We start from the raw sequence: 19,058 nt of genomic DNA, 5'->3' as shown, positions 1-19,058 counted from the left end.
ACGGGCAGATGTCGCGCATGAGCGCTCAGCCCCCGGCCGGCTTCCGCTGCGTCACGCTCGCCGGCAGCGCCACGCTGAACGCCAGCGTCAGGATCACCAGCGTCGCCGAGATCCAGAACGGCGCGCCGGGCACCATGTGGTCGAACGCCCACCCGAGCCCGATCGGGAAGATCACCCGCGACATCCCGCCGAAGGTCTGCTGCACGCCCATGTACAAGCCGCGGTCCTCGGTGCTGATCACCTTGCTCAGCATCGCCGTCACCGCCGGGAACGTGAACGCCGTCCCCAGCGGCCAGAACGCGATGCTCAGCGCCGCCCAGCCCACACTCGGCGCGAACGGCAGCGTGGCGGTGCCGAACGCCAGCAGCACCGTGCCCAGCCGCGACAGCCGCGCCTCCCCCAGCCAGTCCACCATCCGGCCGAGGATGAAGACCCGCGTGATCACGCTCATCACACCGACGTAGGCGAACAGCAGCCCCATCGTGGCTTCGTTCGCGTTGAACTTGCGGCTCAGGAACAGCGCGAGGATCGATGTCAGCCCCTGGAAGGCACCGATGGCGATGGAGTAGATCCAGATCAGCCGTGACGGGGCATCCCCGGGGTGTGACACCACCCGCGCGACCGCCGCCATGCTGGTGCCGCTCTTCCGCGGCGGCCGCGGCGCCTCGGGCGCGCCGTCGACACGCACCGCGCGCGGTCGGGTTTCCGGCAGGTACTTCCACGCGAACACGATGTTCAGGAGGCAGAGCGTTGCCGCCGCCAGCCCCGGTGCGGCATCGCCTCCCCACTGCGCCCAGTTCCCGGCCGCCACCTGCTGCTTGCCGAGCGTCGCGAAGTAGCCCCCGATCACCGGGCCGATCGCGACGCCGAAGTTCGTGGCCGCCGACAGCCACCCCAGCGCCTTCGTCCGTTCGTCGGGCTTGGTGGCATCCGCCACGTAGGCCTGGATCACCCCCACCGTGCCACCGCCGGCGCCCTGCACGATGCGCGACAGGAACAGCACCAGCAGCGAGTGCGCGAAGCCGAACACGGCATACGAGATCGCACTCGCCGCCAGCGAGACCATGATCACCGGCCGCCGGCCCCACTTGTCACTCAACCGGCCCCACATCGGCGCGCTGATCAGCTGTGCCAGCGAGAAGCTCGACACCAGCAGTCCCACCATGAGCCCGCCCGCCCCCAGCCGCTGCGCGAAGAAGGGCAGCAGCGGCAGGATCATCAGCACGCCGATCATGTCGATCATCGCGGTGATCATCAGGATCACCAGCTCGCGCGGCACGTTGCGGAGCTGCCAGACGGTGGCGCCGGTGAGGGTGAGCCCGACGGTCCACACCAGCCACAGGGGCACGCCCGCATCGGCGAACGACGGTGCCGCCACTTCCATCAGGAACACGACGTCATCCTTCGGCGCGCCCGAGCGCGGCGGGTGGCACCGCGCGGCCGACCACACCGGCCAGTGCCACGAGGGTGAGGACGTACGGGATCATCGAGACGAATTGCGAGGGCAGCACCCCCGCTCCCTGCACCTGGATCTGCAGTGCCGCCGCGAACGCGAACAGCAGGCATGCCACGCCGGCACGCACGGGGGTCCAGCGCCCGAAGATCACCGCCGCGAGCGCGATGAACCCGCGCCCCGCGGTCATCTGGTCGGTGAACTGGTGCTGGTCCAGCGCGAGATACACGCCCCCCAGCGAGGCCAGTGCCCCGGACGCGATCACCGCGCCGTACCGGATACGGCTCACCGACACGCCCAGCGTGGTGGCCGCTTCGGGCTTCTCACCCACCGCGCGCACCCGCAGCCCGAACCGCGTCCGCGCGATCACCCACGCCAGCACCGGCATCACGAGGATGCCCACCCACACCAGCGGGTTGCCGAAGGTGGCCATCACGCCGGCGCTCCCCTCACCGCCGAAGCCGGCCACGCGCGGGGAATTGCTGGAGCTGTCGAACGCCATCCGCAGGAAGAACCGCGTCAGGCCCACCACCATCAGGTTGATCGCGACGGCGCTCACGATCTGGTCGGCCTTGAAGCGGATCGTGGCCACCGCATGCAGCGCCCCGAACAGCGCCCCGCCGGCCAGGCCGAGCAGCACGCCCATCCAGGGGTTGCCGAAGTAGAAGCTGCCGAGCGTGGCACAGAACGCGCCGCTCAGCATGAAGCCCTCGAGCGTGAGGCTGACGATGCCGGCACGCTCGGCGAGCACGCCGCCCGACGCCGCGAACAGGTACGGCACCGCGATGCGCAGCGTCTGCAGCAGCAGCAACCCGAGCAGCTTCATCAGGCCTTCGCTCCCGCCGCCGCGCGCACGGGCCGCGCGCGCAGCAGTCGCCGGACTTCCGGCACGCTCACCGCCACGGCGAGGATCACGATCCCCTCCAGCACCTCCACCATCTGCTTCGGCACCAGCGCGTGGATGGCGAGTCCGCCCTGGCTTAGCGTGGCGAAGAAGAGCGCCGCCAGCAGCACGCCGAACGGGTTGTTCCGCCCCACCAGCGCCACCGCGATGCCAAGGAACCCGGCGCCGCCGGAGAAGCCGTCCTCGAAGTAGTTCTTGTAGCCGAGCACGAAGTTCGCGGAGCCCAGTCCCGCCACGGCACCGGCGATGACCATCGCGCTGATCCAGATGCGCGGCACGCGGATGCCACCCGACTCGGCCGCCAGCGGCTGCAGCCCCACCGCGCGCAGTTCGTATCCGTAGCGCGACCGGAACAACATCCACGCGGCGACGATGACCGCCAGCAGCGCGACCAGGATGGTGGCGTTGGCCGCGGACCCGTGGAACGCCGGGAACCACGAGGCCAGTCGCGGGATCGCGGAACTGGCCACGGGGGGTGTGTGGAGCGTCTCGGGTACGGCCAGGCCGGTGGCCGAGATGGCCCAGTTCAGGAAGGCCAGCACGATGAAGTTCAGCATGATGGTCGCGATCACCTCGTGCGCGCCGAACCGCGCACGCAACACACCCGGGATCAGGCCGACCAGGGCGCCGCCGATCATCGCCGCCAGCAGGCAGAGCGGGATCGCGACCCAGGGCGTGATGCCGGCGGGCAGCATCAGCCCGAGGGCGCCGGCGCAGAACCCGCCGGCGGCGAGCTGCGACTCGGCGCCGATGTTGAACAGGCCGGCGCGCAGGCCGATGGCCACACTGAGGCCGGTGAAGACGAGCGTGGTGGCCTTGTACAGCACCTGCGCGATGCCATAGGCGTTGCCCCACGTGCCGCTCAGCATGAGGCGCCAGACCTCACCGGGTGCCTGCCCGTAGGAGAGGATCAGCAGGTCACCGGCCACCAGCGCCACCAGCAGCGCGGTGAGTGTCGGGAGCACTCCGTCCTCGATGGCGTGCATGGTGCCACGGCTCACGAGCGCGCTCCGGTCATCCACGGGCCCAGCACGTCCTCGGACGCCTCGGCCCGCGGCATCTCGGTGACGATCCGGCCGCGGTACATCACGGCCACGCGGTCACTGAGGGCGAGGATCTCGTGGAGTTCGGCGCTCACCAGCAGGATCGCCTTGCCCGCGCGCCGTGCCATGCGGAGCTGGTCGTGGATGAACTCGATGGCGCCGACGTCGACGCCGCGGGTGGGTTGCGCGGCCAGCAGCACGCGGAAGTCGGCGGGCATCTCGCGCGCGACGACGATCTTCTGCTGGTTGCCGCCGCTCAGCGACCGGGCCGGCGCGGTGGGATCGGCGGGGCGGATGTCGAACGCCGTGATGCGGTCCTCGGCGAACGCGCGGGCGCGGGCGCGATCGATGTTGCCGCTCCACGAGTACTGTTTCTGCCGGCCGAGGATGAGGTTGTCCTCGATCGAGTAGTCGAGCACGAGTCCGCGCGCGTGCCGGTCCTCGGGGATGTGCGTGATGCCGTGGGCGAGCCGCTTGCCGATGGGGAAGCGGGTGACGTCGGTGCCGTCGACGCTGATGGTGCCGCTGGCGACGGGGCGGAGGCCGGCGATGGCCTCGACGAGTTCCGTCTGTCCGTTGCCCTCGACGCCGGCGATGCCGAGGATCTCGCCGGGGGCGATGGAGAGGGAGAGGGCGTCGACGGCGCGGGCGGAGGAGCGGCCGGCGACGGTGATGGCGGCGAGGTGGAGGCGGGGGGCGGCGGTGTAGGCGGGGGTGGGGGTGGAAAAGATGGCGGCTGGCGTGGTTCCGGTGATGCGATCGCGGCGGGTGGCGACGATTGTTTGATCGGGGGGGCCCCCCGCGTCCGTGCCCACGTTCGCATCCGCCACCGCCGCACCCACCGCCTCCCCATCCGCCCCCGTCGGCATCCCGTTCGCATCCAGCCGCACCTCGCGCCCCACCATCGCCGTCGCAATCGCCGCCGGCGTCGTCTCCCGCGTCACCATCCGCCCCACCGTCGCCCCGCGACGCATCACCGTGATCCGGTCCGTCACGTCCATCAGCTCGTCCAGCTTGTGCGTCACCAGCACGATCGTCGCCCCGCCATCACGCACCGTCCGCAGCACCTTCCACAACTCCGTCACCTCCGGCGGCGAGAGCACCGCCGTCGGCTCGTCCAGGATCAGCAGCGTCGCCCCGCGATAGAGCGTCTTCAGGATCTCCACCCGCTGCGCCTCGCCCACGCTCAGCTCCGAGACCAGCCGCGACGGCACACACGCCAGCCCCGACTCACGGCTCAGCGTCTCCAGCGCCGACTCGGCATGCGCGCGATCGTACGTCAGGCCCTGCATCGGCTCGCGCCCCAGCACCACGTTCTCCGCCACCGTCAGCGTCGGCACGAGCATGAAGTGCTGGTGCACCATGCCCACACCCGCAGCGATCGCGTCCGCCGTGCTCCATCCCGTCACGTCCCGCCCGAACACCTCCACCGTCCCGGCGTCAGGGGCGTACATCCCGCTCAGCACCCGCAGCAGCGTGCTCTTGCCGGCCCCGTTCTCGCCCACCACCGCGTGGATCTCGCCGGCGGCGACCTCGAGGCTCGCGTCGTGGTTGGCCCGCACCGGGCCGAAGAACTTCGCGACCCCCGTCATCCGGACCGCCAGCGATCCCCGCGCCGCCGTGCTCACGATCGGGTGCTCGGCACCTTGATGCGGCCGGCCACGATGTCGGCCTCGATCTGCATCAGGCGTGTGCGCACGCTGTCGGGGATGAGGGCGCGGTTGTTGTCATCATAGATGTACCCCACCCCCTTCTCCTTCAGGCCGTACGAGTAGATGCCACCCTTGAACGTGCCGTCCCGCACACGGCGGATGGTGTCGAACACCGCGTTGTCCACGCCCTTCACCATCGACGTCAGCACGAATCCCGGCGCCTCGCCGTACTGGTCAGCGTCCACCCCGATGCCGAAGTGCCCGCGCCCCATCGAGCGCGCCGCCTCGAACATGCCGAGCCCCGTGGACCCGCTGGCATGAAAGATCACGTTGACGCCCTGCTGGTACTGGCTGAGGGCGATCTCCTTGCCCTTGCTCGGGTTCCGGAACGCCTCCGGGGTGACGCCGGCGTACTGCGCGATCACGGTGCAGTCGCGGCACACGTACGCCACGCCGGCCTTGTAGCCGGCCTCGAACTTGTGGATCAGCGGGATGTCCATGCCGCCGAGGAAGCCGACCTTCTTCGAGCCGCCGACGAGCGCCGCGAGGGCACCCACCAGGAACGACCCCTCCTCCTCGCGGAACTTGAGCGCCGCGACGTTCGGCGGCGGCGGGATGACCGTGCCCTTGTCGTCGGTCGCCACGGCGAAGTCGACGCCGGCGAAGTTCACGTCCGGGTACTCCTTCGCCAGGCCGGTGAGGTCGTCGGAGAAGATGAAGCCCACACCCAGCACCAGGTCGCGGTGCTCGGCGGCCAGCAGGCGGAGGCCGGCCTCGCGGTCCGAGCCGTCACCGGGCTCGATGAACTGCACGCGCGCCGACAACCCCTTCGCCGCTGAGTCTGCTCCGAGGTACGCGCCGTCGTTGAACGACTTGTCGCCGCGGCCACCCAGGTCGAAGACCACGCCGACGGTGGGCCCGGTGCCGGCGGCCTCCAGCGAGGGCGCCGCGGTCGGGTGGACGAAGAGCAGTGCGCCGTGGACCAGCGTCAGGACGACCAGGACGGCGAGAAGGAATCGCATGAGGGGCGAAAGGTCGTCAGCGTGGATGGGTGCGGCAAGCGAAGGGCGTGCCATCGTCCCAGCCGCACGCACCCCCGGTCGTTCGCGCGCGCGACGCACCGTCGGAGGGACGGGGCTCGCCGGGCTTGCCCTGCCCGCAGGCAGACTCCAGCTTCGGAACTCGGCGGTGTGGACTGACGGCCGGTTCGATCGCGCTGCGCTCGCCCGACATCCCACTCGATTCCCGATCATGCCCGCCCATTCACGCCGGTCGCCGCTGCTGCCGCCCCGGGGCGCCGCGCTCCTGCCGCTGACACTCGGCAGCCTGCTCTCCGGCTGCTACACGTATCGCGCCGCGCCGCCGGGCGCGCTGGTGGCCGGCTCCGAGGTGCGGCTGACACTCACCACCGCCGGCGCGCGTGCGCTCACCGACTCCGCCGGGCTGCGGATCCGCACCCTCGAGGGCAGGCTGCAGCTCCGCGAGCCGGATGGGGCGCTGGTGGTGCTGCCGACCGAGGTGACCACCATCGACGGCGACGCACTCCCGTGGCGGCGTGGTGCGCTGACCGTGCCGTCGCAGGCGCTGGACGGGAGCGCGCAGCGGACGGTCAACCGGCGGCGCAGCATCGGTGTCGCAGCCGGCATCGCCGGCGTGTTCACCGGCGTCGTCGTCTTCGCCTTCCGGAGCATCTGGGGGCGGGGTGGCTCCTCGGTGAGCCCCGGGCCGGGCACGCCGGAATAATTCCGGCCGTCGTCCCGCACCCGCCGCCATTCGCTTGCCACGCGGGTCGGCGTGGTGCATGTTCGCTGCCGGCGCCGTGCGTTTGCCTGACATGTCACGCACGCCCTGCTGGTCCGGACCCACCGATTCAGTCGAGCGCCGCGTTCACCGCGCGCCGCTGATGCGACTTCATGTTCCTGCCCGCCACCGTCAGGCGGGGGTGTTGTCGTACCATCAGCCGGTGAGGTGCGGATGTTCGCTTGGCGTGCGTGGAACAGTGTGGGACGAACGGTCGCGTTGACGGCAGTGCTCGCGGCGACCGTCGCAGGACAGGTACAGGGCCAGACCGCGACGGTGCGCGGCAAGGTGTCCAACCCCGGCGGCCAGCCGGTGCCGGGTGCACAGGTGCTGGTGCTGCGCACCACCAACGGCACGCAGGCCGGCCCGGACGGGAGCTACGTCATCGGCCGCATCCCCGCCGGTGTCACCACCATCCGGGCCCGTGCGATCGGCTACGAGTCGGTGGAGCGCACCGTGACGCTCGCGGCGGGCCAGACCCTCACCCTCGACTTCGTCATCAAGACCTCCCCGGTCTCGCTCGACCAGGTGGTCGTCACCGGCACCGCCGGCTCCGCCCGCAAGCGGGAGGTGGGCAACTCCATCGGCCAGGTCAGCACCGCCGACATCCCCGAGGTGCCCACCAACGTCTCGAACCTGCTCGCCGGCCGCGTCGCCGGTGTGCAGATCTCGGGTGGCACCGGCAACTCGGGCACGGGCAGCGCGATCCGCCTTCGCGGCGCGACCTCGCTGGCGCTCAGCAACCAGCCGCTCATCTACGTCGACGGCGTCCGCACCCGGTCCGACGAGTACCCGCGCAACGGCATCTTCCAGGGGGCCACGCAGCGCGGGGCCAACTCCAACGGGAGCCCGCTCAACGACATCAACCCCGACGACATCGAGCGCATCGAGGTCGTGAAGGGCGCCGCCGCCACCACGCTCTTCGGCACCGACGCCGCCGCCGGCGTGATCCAGATCTTCACCAAGCGCGGCTCCAGCGGCGCGCCGAAGTGGACCGCACAGCTCAACTCCGGCTTCTCCCGCATGCAGAAGTTCGGGGCCGGCGACGCCCCGCTGCTCTACATGGACCCGTTCCTCCGCGACGGCGGCCGCATCGGCATGCAGGCGCAGGTGGCCGGCGGCACGCAGAACAACGTGAAGTACCTCTTCTCGTTCGGTGCCGACAACACCAATGGCGTCCTGCAGCTCGACAACGAGCGCAAGTACCAGCTCCGGGCGAACCTGGACTTCAACCCGATGAAGCACGTGCAGTTCAGCTGGAACACGTCATACACCAGCAACCTGATCACGCAGACCCCCGCCGGGAACAATGCGCAGGGCGTCACGCTCAACGCCTTCCGCCAGAGCCGCAACTACTTCGGCAACGCCAACCCGGACACGATCAAGCTCGTGTACGGGCAGCAGCTCACGTCGAACATCGATCGCCTGCTGATGGGCGCCACCACCACGTGGACCCCCATCGAGCGCTTCTCCAGCCGGCTCGTGATCGGGCTCGATCGCTCGGCACTCGAGAACCGGAACGTGCGCCCCTACGGTTTCCCCGGCGCACTGCTCGGCATCATCCAGAACCAGGTCTGGCAGAACAAGATCCTGAGCTTCGACTGGGCCAACAACTTCGAGATCCGCGCCGGCAACGACTTCCGTGCCACGCTCTCGGCCGGCACGCAGTACATCAGCTCGAAGGTCGGTGACGTCGTGGCGTACTCGGAGAACTACCCCGCGCCCACCAACCCGACCGTCGCCTCCGGCTCGCTGCGCAACGCCGACGAGAACCGCCTCAAGAACATCACCGGCGGGGCCTTCAGCCAGGCGCTGTTCGGCTACAAGGACCGGTACTTCGTGACCGTCGGCGCACGCGTCGATGGCAACAGCGCCTTCGGCACCAACTTCGGCTTCCAGACCTACCCGAAGGCGAGTGCGTCGTGGGTGGTGTCCGACGAGAGCTTCTGGAAGGAGAAGTTCGGTACGCTCAAGGCCCGCGCGGCCTACGGCGCCGCCGGTCGTGCGCCGACGGCCTTCGCCTCGGTGCAGACTTGGGAACCGGTGGGCTGGGGCACGGCGCCGGCCGTCCGGCCGCTCAACCTCGGTGACCCGAACCTCGGTCCCGAGCGCACCGTGGAGACGGAGTTCGGGCTCGACCAGACGCTGTTCTCGGGCCGCTTCTCGGTGGACTTCACCTGGTTCAAGGCCGTCACCTCCGACGCACTCTTCTTCGTCCGCAACATTCCGTCGAACGGCTTCCTCGCCAGCTCGCTCGGCAACGCCGGCAAGATCCAGAAGAGCGGCATCGAGGCCGCGATCAATGCGACGCTCCTCGAGCGGAAGAACCTCGGCATCCGCGCCGGCCTCAATGTCAGCACCAACAAGAGCAAGGTGCTGAGCCTTGGCGGTGCGACGTCGTTCAGCGTCGGTAATTTCGGCTGGGTGATCGAGGGGCAGCCCGCCCCCGTGCTGCGCGGCCGACTGATCCGCAACGCCGACGTCATCGGCGCCCCGATCGACACCACCTCCAACTACACCTTCGGCCCCTCGCAGCCCACGCTGATCCTCTCGCCGACGCTCAGCATCACCACCTGGAAGGGGATCAGCATCTCGGCCCGCGGCGAGTACCAGGGCGGTGCCTACATCGACGAGGATGCCTCGTTCCAGGCCCTCTCGCGCTCCGTGCTCTGGCCGACGTGCGCCCGCGCCTACACGGCCATCGCGGCGAGCCAGCCGCTCACCCCGCGCGAGACGCTCACCTGCATCCCTGCCAACGCGCGCCAGGACATGTTCATCTTCCCGGCCGACTTCTTCAAGATCCGCGACATCACCGTGACCGTGCCGCTCGGCCGGCTGATCCCGGGCACGGCCAGCAGCATGTTCGTGCTCTCGGCACAGAACGTCTTCCGCCGCAACTACGGCATGCCGCTGTTCGATCCCGAGATGTCGGGGAATGACGGGTTCAACGCCACCGTGCGGTACATCTCGGAGCACATCCCTGCGCCCGCGATGTACCTCACGTCCCTGCGTATCACGTTCTGAGGCCGCGACCATGACGATGACATCCCGCGCCATCGGGCGCACGGCTCGCGTCGCCGGCCTGGCCCTCCTCGCCGCCTGCGACCTGAAGGTCACCAACCCCGGCCCCATCCAGGCCACGTTCCTCGACAACGCCGCCGCACTCACGGCCATCGCCAACGGCGCCGGGCGTGACCTGGCCGAGGCGCTCAACTTCACCGCCTACACCGGCGCCGCCGTGACGAAGGAGGTCCTGCCCTCCGGCTCCACCGCGGCGTTCGGCATCTCGGTGCGCCAGCAGGTGGGCATCCTCGCCGCCGACGACGGCGACGACTGGTGGAACCAGGCGCAGCGCGCGCGCTGGACCGCCGAGTCGGGCGTGGCGCGCATCAAGACCGTGCTCGGCACGGCGGCGACGAACAACGCGACCCTCGCACAGGCCCTCGTCTGGACCGGCTACGCCAACCGGCACCTCGGGGAGAACTTCTGCGACGGGGTGATCGACGGCGGGGCGAAGCAGCCGTACACGGTGTACCTCGAGCGCGCCGAGGCGGCGTTCACCGAGGCCATCACCGTGGCGACGGCCGCCAACAACACCGCGCTGCGCGATGCGGCCACCGCCGGCCGCGCCTCGGTGCGCCTGCTCCGCAACGACCTCGCCGGGGCCACCACCGACGCCGGTGCGATCTCGAACACCTTCGCGTATCGCATGCCGTACTACGTGAACACCGTCGCGCAGTACAACCGCGTGTACTGGGCCTCGGCGAACCAGCCGTACAGGGCGCACACCGTCTGGGGCACGTTCTACGACGAGTACCGTCGCACCACCCGCGACCCGCGCGTGCCGTTCGACTCGAGCCTGACCGTGCGCAACGGTGACGCCGCCGTGGCCAGCCTGGGTGGCCTGGTGCGCTGGTTCTTCCAGACGAAGTTCCCGGACCGCGCCAGCTCCATCAACCTCGCGACGGGATGGGAGATGCGGCTGATCGAGGCCGAAGCGCTGCTGGTGGGTGGTGACGCGCCCGCGGCGATGACGAAGCTCAACGCGCGGCGGATCTCGCTCGGACTCGCACCCTGGGTTGCCACGAACGACACCGAGGCATGGGAGGCACTCAAGCGCGAGCGTGGCATCGAGCTCTGGCTCGAGGCGCGACGGCTTGGCGACCAGCGTCGCTGGGCAGCGCTGGCACGCCCGGGCGTGTCGGATGACATGACCGGTCGGACCCTCTGTTTCCCGATCCCGCGCTCGGAGCTGGAGACGAACCCGAACCTGGGCGGGACGCCGTAAGCGCCAGCAGTGCATGTCGTGTTCCGCCGCCGTCTGCCCTGCGCAGGCGGCGGCGAAACGCATGCGGGACATGCGGGTGCCGTTGCCGATCGTGGATCGCGAATGTCGACGCGGCTGCACGTGGCCCGCGTGTGACGGGGCGTGTCATGCATCCGCACGCGGACGGCACGCGTGGGGGCTGCCGCGCATCGCACCTCTACGTCACATGACGTATGCCGTCGCGAGCCCGCGCCGGCGATCCTGGGTGAGAGTGACCCTCTCACCCCGATCGGGGCGACCGTACGTGCACGTCACCAGATACCGCGATCCGTCCGGTCGCCGACTCCTGGCACTGCTCGCGAGCCTGCTCGTCGTGCTGGCCGTCCGCCCCGCCAAAGCGCAGCAGCGCGACTCGGTGCCTGCTGACACCATCGCGACCGACCCGGTCACGCCGGCGGACAGTGGTCGCTGGCTGGTCGGTGGCACGATCATGCTGCCCAGCTCGAGTGAGTCGCTCGACCTGTCCTTCGCCGCGATCGGCCTCACCGCCACGTCCCTGCGGCCCAATCGCCCTGGCCCCGATTTCGCCGTGGTGGTGGTGCCCCGTGCGCTGGGCTTCGGTGTCGTCGTCGGAGGTGTGCGCGCCAACCTGTCGCTGCCGATCGCGGTGAGCCCCGGGGTCTGGCTCGTGCCGTCAGGCGGGCTGACGCTGCTCGGTGCGCTCGGCAGCTCAGGCGCCACCGGAGCGCATGGGCTGAACGGCGCGCTCGCGCTCATCGTCGCGAGGCGCAGCGCCGGCGCCGCCTCGTCGTCGGTGGGGCTTCGGGTTGCGCTCTCGCGGCACCGTTTCGGCGATGCGGATCACTTTACGATGCTCGAAGCCGGGTTCGTGCGGCGGTAGCGGCGGCCCGGGTCACGCGCGCCATGGCAACGGACGCTCGCTCAGAGGTGCTGCACCCGCTTCCCCAGCGGCGCGAACGACACGGCCGCCAGCCGGAAGTGTGCGAGCCCGAACGGGATGCCCACGATCGTGAGGCAGTAGCCCACGCCGGCCGTCACGTGCGAGATCAGCAGCCAGATGCCGGCGAAGATGATCCAGAGCACGTTCGCCAGGTCGGTGCCGGCGATCGGCTGCCCGCCCAGGTCCCGCACGTCCACCAGCGTCCGCCCGAACGGCCACGCCGCGAACCCCGCGATGCGCCAGGCGGCGATCGCGAACGGCAGGCCGACCACCGTCAGCGCCAGCAACCCGCCCAGCGCCAGCCAGGCGAGGCCGGCGACGATACCGCCGCCGATGGTGAACCAGAGGAGGTTGAGGAGCAGCGTCATGGTGCATCTCCGTGCGGGACGTGCCGCGGCCAGGGTGTCGCGACAGCCTCACCTACGGATTTCCCGTCCGCGTGATTCAGCCGGGTGCGCGCGCGAGCCGCCGTCGCCGGGCGAGATTGCGCTTGGTGTGTGCCGTACACTATTATCGTGTATGCCAGACACTAACCGGGCGGGGCCGTTGCCCGCCGTCCCGACGATCCGTGTCGGCGTCGACGTCGTGGTCTTCACCATCCGCGCCGACGCACTCCACGTGCTCCTCGCGCCGGTCGGTCAGGCCTGGACCCTCCCCAGCGACCTCGTCCGCCCGGACGAGGCGCTCGATCTCGCCGCCCGGCGAGCCCTCGCCGCGGCCGCCGGCAGCGCCGAGGTCTGGCTCGAACAGCTCTATACGTTCGGCGACGTGGCCCGCGATCCCGGCCAGCGCACCGTCAGCGTCGGCCACTACGCCCTCGTCGCCGCCGACCTGATGCCCCCCGGCGCCGGCACACCTGCCGAGTGGTGGCCGGTCGCCTCGCTGCCCGCGCTGCTGCTGGACCATCGGCGCATCATCGACTACGCCCTCGCACGGCTCCGAAACAAGCTCTCCTACACCACCGTCGGCTTCCAGCTGCTGCCCCCCCGCTTCACGCTCAGCGAGCTGCAGCGCGTCTACGAAGTCATCCTTGGCCGCGATCTCGACAAGCGGAACTTCCGTCGCAAGGTGGACATGCTCGGCATCGTCAGGCCCACCCGGGAGCAGCGCACCAGCACCACCGGACGTCCCGCGCAGCTCTATCGGTTCGTCGCCACCGAGGCCCCCGAGGCCATCGGCGCCCCGGAACCGCTCATCGCCGCGCAACCGCCGGTCCAGATCGCGCGCGTGAGCCCGGTACTGCGCCGCCGCGGTCGCGTCATCGCGGTCACCACCCCTGAGGGCTCGCGCTGATGATCCCGCGCATCTCGACCCGCGTGCTGGTGGTCGGCAGCGGTGTCGCCGGACTGTTCACGGCCTGGCGCTGCGCGGAGCAGGGCCCCGTGCTGCTGATGACGAAGCGGACGCTGCGCGACTCCAACACGATGTGGGCGCAGGGCGGCATCGCCGCCGCACTCGGCGCCGGTGACAGTCCCGAGCTGCACCGCCGCGACACGCTTGCCGCCGGTGCAGCCCTCTGCGACGTGGACGCGGTGGACGTGCTCGTGCGCGAAGGCCCGGATCGCGTGCGCGAACTGGTGGAGGCGGGGGCGCAGTTCGACCTCACAGCCGCCGGCGGCTTCAAGCTGGGCAAGGAGGCGGCACACTCGCGCCGCCGGATCGTGCACGCGCGCGGTGACCAGACCGGCGCGGAGGTGTCACGCACGCTGATCGAGCGCGTGCTGGCGGCCCCGAACGTGAAGGTGCTCGAGACAGCCCGCGTGCTGGACGTGATCCTCGTCGACGGGCGCTGCATCGGCGTGCGCGCCGCCATCGACGGCCGGCCGGTGGAGGTCTACGCGGAGTCGGTGGTGCTGGCGACGGGTGGGCTGGGGCAGGTGTTCCGGCACACCACCAATCCCACCGTGGCCACCGGCGACGGCTTCGCGATCGCGCACCGCGCCGGCGCACGCATGGCCGACATGGAGTTCGTGCAGTTCCATCCCACCGCCCTCGCCACCAGCGAGAACCCGCTGGCGCTGGTGAGCGAGGCGGTGCGCGGTGAGGGAGCGATCCTGCTCGACGGCACCGGGAAGCGGTTCATGCCCGAGAAGCACCGGCTGGCCGAGCTGGCGCCGCGCGACATCGTCGCCCGCGAGATCTTCCGTGCGCAGCAACGCACCGGGATCGTGCACCTCGATGCCCGCGCGATCACGGACTTCGACACGCGCTTCCCCGGCATCTTCGCGCTCTGCACCGCGCGCGGCGTGGACCCCCGCCACGACCTGATCCCGGTCACCCCCGCGGCACACTACATGATGGGCGGCATCGTGACCGACCTCGATGGCCGTACCACGGTGCCAGGGATGTACGCCGCCGGCGAGGTGGCCTGCACCGGCGTGCACGGTGCCAACCGGCTGGCCTCCAACTCGCTGCTCGAGGGGCTGGTGTTCGCGGAGCGTGTCAGCCGCGACATTGCATTGACCGGGCCGCACGGCGTGCGGGAGCCGGCCTTCGTGCCATGGACCGTGCCGGTGCTGCGGGACCGCGGCGCCGCGCAGGTGGCGGCCGACGCGGTGCGGAACGTGATGTGGCAGTACGCCGGGATCGACCGCACCGCGCGCGGCCTGCGCGTGGCAGTGAAGGAAGTGGACGCCATCGAGGCGCGGCTGCCCGAGGGGGCCACCGAGGAGCTGAACATGGTGCAGACCGCCCGCATGATCGTGCAGGCGGCGCTGCTTCGGAAGGAGAGTCGCGGCGGGCACTTCCGCAGCGACTTCCCGCGCGCCAAGCGGAAGTGGCGCGAAACGCACATCGAATGGTGAGGACGACGGCATGACGGTGCTGGAAACGCAGTATGACGCCGCGCTCCATGCGCAGGTCCGCGCGCTGGCGAAGGAACGCAACGCGGTGATCCTGGCGCACAACTACGAGCGGCCCGAGATCCAGGACGTGGCCGACTACGTGGGTGACTCGCTCGGCCTCTCCCGTGAGGCCGCCCGCACCGATGCCGAGGTGATCGTGTTCTGCGGCGTCCACTTCATGGCCGAGACGGCGGCGATCCTCTCGCCGCAGAAGACGGTCCTGCTCCCGGACCTGGCCGCCGGCTGCTCGCTGGCGTCCACCATCGACGCCGAACAGCTTCGCGCGTGGAAGCGGGAGTATCCCGGCGCCGTGGTCGTGAGCTACGTGAACACCACTGCCGAGGTGAAGGCGGAGACGGACTACTGCTGCACCTCCGGCAATGCGGTGGAGGTGATCCAGGCCATCCCGGCCGAGCGCACCATCCTCTTCTGCCCTGACATGTTCCTCGGCGCCCACGTCAAGCGCGTGACCGGGCGCGAGAACATCGTCGTGTGGATGGGGGAGTGTCACGTGCACGCCGGCATCGACCCGGAGAACATCAACAGCATGCGCGCCGCCCATCCCGACGCCGAGTTCCTGGTGCATCCGGAGTGCGGCTGCAGCACCAGTGTGCTGGATGCCGTGTCCAGCGGCGCGGTCTCCAGCCGGCAGCTCTCGATCCTCAGCACCGAGGGGATGATCCGGCGTCCGGCCGAGAGCGCCGCCACCGAGTTCATCGTCGCGACCGAGATCGGCATCCTGCACCGCCTGCGCCACGAGAACCCGTCCAAGACCTTCTTCGCCGCCAACGATCGTGCGAGCTGCGCCTACATGAAGGTGACCACGCTGCCCAAGGTGCTGGCCGCGCTGCAGACCATGGAGCACCGCATCACCGTGCCGCGTGACGTGGCGGACCGGGCGCGCCGGGCCATCGACCGGATGATCGCGATCGGCGGCACCACGCCGTCCACGCCGCCCGGCCCCGGCGTCGATCCGGGCGAATGAGCACGCAGCCCGCAGTCCCGGACATCTTCGGCTTCCCGCTGCGCGAGATCCCGCTGCGCACCGCCGTCCGTGAGGCCCTGTTCGAGGACCGCGCGTTCGAGGACGTGACGACCCTCGCCACCATCCCCGCATCGGCGATGTCGTCGGCCACGCTCGGTGCGCGCACGGCGGGCGTGGTCTGCGGTGGCCCGCTGGCCATCGAGGCGTTCCGCCAGGTCTCGCCGCACGTGCGGGTGGACGTCGTGCGCTCCGATGGGTCGGTGGTGGAGCCCGGCGACGCCGTGCTGCGGATCACCGGCCCCGCACGCGCACTGCTGCAGGCGGAGCGGGTGGCACTGAACTACATGATGCACCTCTCGGGGATCGCCTCGGTCACGCGCACCTTCGTGCAGGCCGTGGCCGGCACGCCGGCCCGCATCCTCGACACCCGCAAGACCACGCCCGGCCTCCGCCAGCTCGAGAAGTACGCCGTGCGCTGCGGCGGCGGCCGGAACCACCGCATGGACCTGGCGTCGATGGCGATGCTCTAGGACAACCACCTGGCCGCCGTGGGGGGCGACATCGTGGCTGCCGTGGCGGCCGTCCGCGCCACGCTCCCCGCCGGCACGCAGGTGGAGGTGGAGGCCGACCGCATCGCCCAGGTCGAGAAGGCGCTGCTTGCCGGCGCCGACGTGATCATGCTCGACAACATGTCGCTCGATGCGATGGCTGACTGCGTCAAGCTCGTCGCCGGCCGGGCGATCGTGGAGGCCAGTGGCGGCGTGACGCTCGACCGCGTGCGCTCCATCGCCGCCACCGGCGTGGACTGGATCAGCATCGGGGCGCTCACCCACTCGGCGCCGGCGCTCGACCTCGGGCTCGACTTCCAGTCGTAGGCCGTTGGGGGCGTGTTCGGCGCGGCATCGTCACCGATGCGAGAGGGGAGGGCGCCGAAGCACGAAATCTCGGTGACGAGAATCCGGTGACAAGAATCCGGTGACAGTGCACTCATTTCCTCCGGACCAAGAATTCGGTGACAGGTGAAAATCCGGTGACAGTGAAAATCCGGTGACAGTGCACTCATTTCCTCCGGGGAATATCCGGTGACAGTGCACTCACTACCCACATGAAATGAGTGCACTGTCACCGGATTTCCTGTCACCGGATCTCCTGTCACCGGATTTCCCCGAGTGCACTGTCACCGGATTTCCGGATTTCTGATGTCACCGGATTTCTGTCACCGAACTTCCTGCGACGGCTCCCGCAGCGGCACCACCGGGTGGCGGGGCAGGTCCAGCCGCACCTCGAGCACCGAGTCCGGCACGAACGCCCCGCCGGCCGCCCGCAGGTCCTCGGCGATCGCGCGGCGCGTCGCGTCCTGCGGACTCTCGAGGTTCTCGCGCTGCTCGCGGAAGCGACGGCCGCTCTGCACGCAGAACAGGTCGCAGAGGTGCAGCTCCCGCTCCAGCGCCTCCAGCCCCCGCTCGCGCAGCAGGCGCTGCGTGCGGCTCAGGACACAGGCGCGCGCGAAGAGCTCGATTGCCATGTTGGAGAGCCGCTCCACCAGCATCTGCCGGTCGATGAGCTGCTTCTTGTGCGCCATGATCGCGGCGTCGGTGGCGGTGCGCAGCTCGGCCACGTGCTTCTCGAAGTACCTGCGGTGGGGATCGAGGCGGGCATGCAGCGGTGTGTCCACGGTGGCGTCTTCCCCCACCCGCAGCGCGCTCTTCACCTTGCTCACCACGAACTCCGTGAGCAGCCCCATGTTCTGCATCGGGGCCTTCATCGCGTCGCCCAGCTCCTGCAGCGTCTCGGCCGGCCCCTGCACGCCGTTCAGCGCGATGAAGAGCCGCAGGATCTCGTTCGCCCCCTCGAAGATGCGGTTGATGCGCACGTCGCGGAGCTGCCGCTCGTACGGCCACGGCTTGCAGAAGCCGCGCCCGCCGGCAAGCTGCACCATCTCGTCCGCCGCGCGCCACGCCATCTCGCTCGCGAACACCTTCACGCACGCCGCCTCCAGCGACGCGTCCACGCCCTCGCGGGACATCAGCGAGACCAGCACGCCGATCATGCTGTCGGCGGCGTACTGGTCGGCGGCGAGGTCGGCCATCTTGCGCTGCGTGATCTCGAAGTCCGCCAGCGGCTTGCCGAACTGCACCCGCTCGCCGGCGTACTGCACGAACTGGCCGAGGATCGCCCGGGTGCCGAGCGTGCAGCCCGCGGCGAGGCTCAGCCGGCCGGCGTTCAGGGCATGCACCGCCACCTTGAACCCCTTGCCCACCTCGCCGAGCACGTGGTCCACCGGCACGGCCATATTGTCGAACCGCAACTCCGCCTGCGTGGATCCCTTGATGCCGAGTTTGCGGAAGGTGCGCTCGATGTGGAATCCGGGCATGTCCGGCCGGACGATGAACGCCGTGGGGCGCATCACCGTGCGACCGTCGCGCTCCACCGGGGTCTGCGCGAAGCAGGCCAGCACGCCGGCGCGGTGGCCATTGCCGATCCAGTACTTGCGCCCGCTCAGCAGCCAGTGGGTACCGGCGTCGTTCAGCCGCGCGGTGGTGACGATGTGCTGCGCGTCGGACCCCGTCTCGGGTTCGGTCAGCGCGTAAGCCGCCAGCGTCTCGCCGCGCGCGAGCATAGGCAGGTAGCGCGCCTTCTGGTCGGCGGTTCCGTAGAGGGCGATGGCCTTGCCCCCCAGGCCGCAGTGCACCCCCACCAGCACCGCCAGCGACGGATCGACGGTGGCCACCGCCGCGAACACCCGCGCGTACCCCGCCGTGGACAACCCGAGGCCGCCGTACTCCTTCGGGATGCTGATGCCAAGTAACCCCAGACGTGCGAACGCCTGGATCACCGGCTCGGGAATCGCCTCGTCCTCGTCGAACTGCTCGGGACGTATCAGGTCCCCCACCAGCGCGTTGAGCTCGCGGATGATCCGGGTGACGACGGCCGCTTCCGCCGGATCGCGCTGCTCGAGCGAATCCGGATAGGGGAAGATCAGGTCGTCGTGGATCTCGCCGGCGAAGAGGTCGCGGGTGAACGAACGCGGTGCGGTGGTCATGCAGGGTGGACGGACGAGGGGATCGGAGAGCGGCTGCCGCGAAGTGGCAGGAAAGCTACGTGCCAGGCTGCGCACAGGAGAGCGACGTTGGGATCCCCGTCCCCCTG

16 protein-coding genes are annotated in these 19,058 nt (G+C 70.2%); 9 read left to right on the top strand and 7 right to left on the bottom strand.

Going from position 1 to position 19,058, the window contains the following annotated elements; all coding sequences use genetic code 11:
* Positions 1 to 25: 25 nt before the first annotated feature.
* The 5 genes from IT355_06560 to IT355_06540 are packed head-to-tail and all read right to left on the bottom strand — an operon-like array spanning position 26 to position 6,074.
* Positions 26 to 1,393 (bottom strand): MFS transporter, encoded by a 1,368-nt coding sequence (locus IT355_06560; protein MCC7052913.1) that lies wholly within the window; start codon positions 1,391 to 1,393, stop codon positions 26 to 28.
* A 4-nt stretch (positions 1,394 to 1,397) separates the two neighbouring features.
* Positions 1,398 to 2,282, bottom strand: coding sequence for an ABC transporter permease (locus IT355_06555; protein MCC7052912.1), 885 nt, complete (start codon positions 2,280 to 2,282; stop codon positions 1,398 to 1,400).
* Positions 2,279 to 3,343: an ABC transporter permease gene (locus IT355_06550; protein MCC7052911.1), complete on the bottom strand. Its 1,065-nt coding sequence runs from the start codon at positions 3,341 to 3,343 to the stop codon at positions 2,279 to 2,281. The genes IT355_06555 and IT355_06550 overlap by 4 nt, the downstream gene beginning before the upstream one ends.
* An 11-nt stretch (positions 3,344 to 3,354) precedes the next feature.
* Entirely contained in the window at positions 3,355 to 4,992 is a 1,638-nt protein-coding gene (locus IT355_06545; protein MCC7052910.1) for an ABC transporter ATP-binding protein, read from the bottom strand.
* A gap of 32 nt (positions 4,993 to 5,024) precedes the next feature.
* A complete protein-coding gene (locus tag IT355_06540; GenBank protein MCC7052909.1) occupies positions 5,025 to 6,074 on the bottom strand; it encodes a BMP family ABC transporter substrate-binding protein in 1,050 nt (349 codons plus the stop codon).
* Positions 6,075 to 6,303: 229 nt separating this feature from the next.
* Here IT355_06540 and IT355_06535 point away from each other — a divergent pair, with 229 nt between their 5' ends.
* The 4 genes from IT355_06535 to IT355_06520 all read left to right on the top strand — a co-directional run bounded on the left by IT355_06535 (position 6,304) and on the right by IT355_06520 (position 12,020).
* Entirely contained in the window at positions 6,304 to 6,795 is a 492-nt protein-coding gene (locus IT355_06535) for a hypothetical protein (GenBank protein ID MCC7052908.1), read from the top strand.
* 276 nt (positions 6,796 to 7,071) lie between these two features.
* Complete coding sequence (locus IT355_06530) at positions 7,072 to 9,876, top strand: TonB-dependent receptor (protein MCC7052907.1); 2,805 nt, start codon at positions 7,072 to 7,074, stop codon at positions 9,874 to 9,876.
* 10 nt (positions 9,877 to 9,886) lie between these two features.
* Positions 9,887 to 11,140, top strand: a complete 1,254-nt coding sequence (locus tag IT355_06525; protein ID MCC7052906.1) for a hypothetical protein — start codon at positions 9,887 to 9,889, stop codon at positions 11,138 to 11,140.
* Positions 11,141 to 11,423: 283 nt separating this feature from the next.
* A complete protein-coding gene (locus tag IT355_06520) occupies positions 11,424 to 12,020 on the top strand; it encodes a hypothetical protein (GenBank protein ID MCC7052905.1) in 597 nt (198 codons plus the stop codon).
* 41 nt (positions 12,021 to 12,061) lie between these two features.
* On the opposite strand, the gene IT355_06515 is transcribed toward IT355_06520, so the two are convergent.
* Positions 12,062 to 12,448: a hypothetical protein gene (locus tag IT355_06515; protein MCC7052904.1), complete on the bottom strand. Its 387-nt coding sequence runs from the start codon at positions 12,446 to 12,448 to the stop codon at positions 12,062 to 12,064.
* A gap of 151 nt (positions 12,449 to 12,599) precedes the next feature.
* On the opposite strand from IT355_06515, the gene IT355_06510 reads away from it, so the two are divergent.
* From IT355_06510 to IT355_06490, 5 genes are read left to right on the top strand one after another with little or no spacing between them, the layout of a single operon-like run.
* Positions 12,600 to 13,373: a hypothetical protein gene (locus IT355_06510; GenBank protein MCC7052903.1), complete on the top strand. Its 774-nt coding sequence runs from the start codon at positions 12,600 to 12,602 to the stop codon at positions 13,371 to 13,373.
* Positions 13,373 to 14,884 carry an L-aspartate oxidase gene (locus IT355_06505; GenBank protein MCC7052902.1) on the top strand — a complete coding sequence of 504 codons (1,512 nt, stop codon included), beginning with the start codon at positions 13,373 to 13,375 and terminating at the stop codon, positions 14,882 to 14,884. Before IT355_06510 ends, IT355_06505 begins: the two co-directional genes overlap by 1 nt.
* Before the next feature lie 10 nt (positions 14,885 to 14,894).
* Positions 14,895 to 15,908: a quinolinate synthase NadA gene (gene nadA, locus IT355_06500; GenBank protein ID MCC7052901.1), complete on the top strand. Its 1,014-nt coding sequence runs from the start codon at positions 14,895 to 14,897 to the stop codon at positions 15,906 to 15,908.
* On the top strand, positions 15,905 to 16,438 hold the full coding sequence (locus IT355_06495) for a hypothetical protein (GenBank protein MCC7052900.1): 534 nt from the start codon (positions 15,905 to 15,907) through the stop codon (positions 16,436 to 16,438). Before nadA ends, IT355_06495 begins: the two co-directional genes overlap by 4 nt.
* A 42-nt stretch (positions 16,439 to 16,480) precedes the next feature.
* A complete protein-coding gene (locus IT355_06490; GenBank protein ID MCC7052899.1) occupies positions 16,481 to 16,783 on the top strand; it encodes a hypothetical protein in 303 nt (100 codons plus the stop codon).
* A 341-nt stretch (positions 16,784 to 17,124) separates the two neighbouring features.
* On the opposite strand, the gene IT355_06485 is transcribed toward IT355_06490, so the two are convergent.
* Complete coding sequence (locus IT355_06485; GenBank protein ID MCC7052898.1) at positions 17,125 to 18,951, bottom strand: acyl-CoA dehydrogenase family protein; 1,827 nt, start codon at positions 18,949 to 18,951, stop codon at positions 17,125 to 17,127.
* Positions 18,952 to 19,058 lie beyond the last annotated feature (107 nt).

The sequence above is a fragment of the Gemmatimonadaceae bacterium genome, assembly GCA_020851035.1.
Taxonomy (GTDB): Bacteria; Gemmatimonadota; Gemmatimonadetes; order Gemmatimonadales; family Gemmatimonadaceae; genus JACMLX01.
Note: the sequence above shows the minus strand (reverse complement) of the source record. Positions and strands in the feature narration are given on the sequence as shown.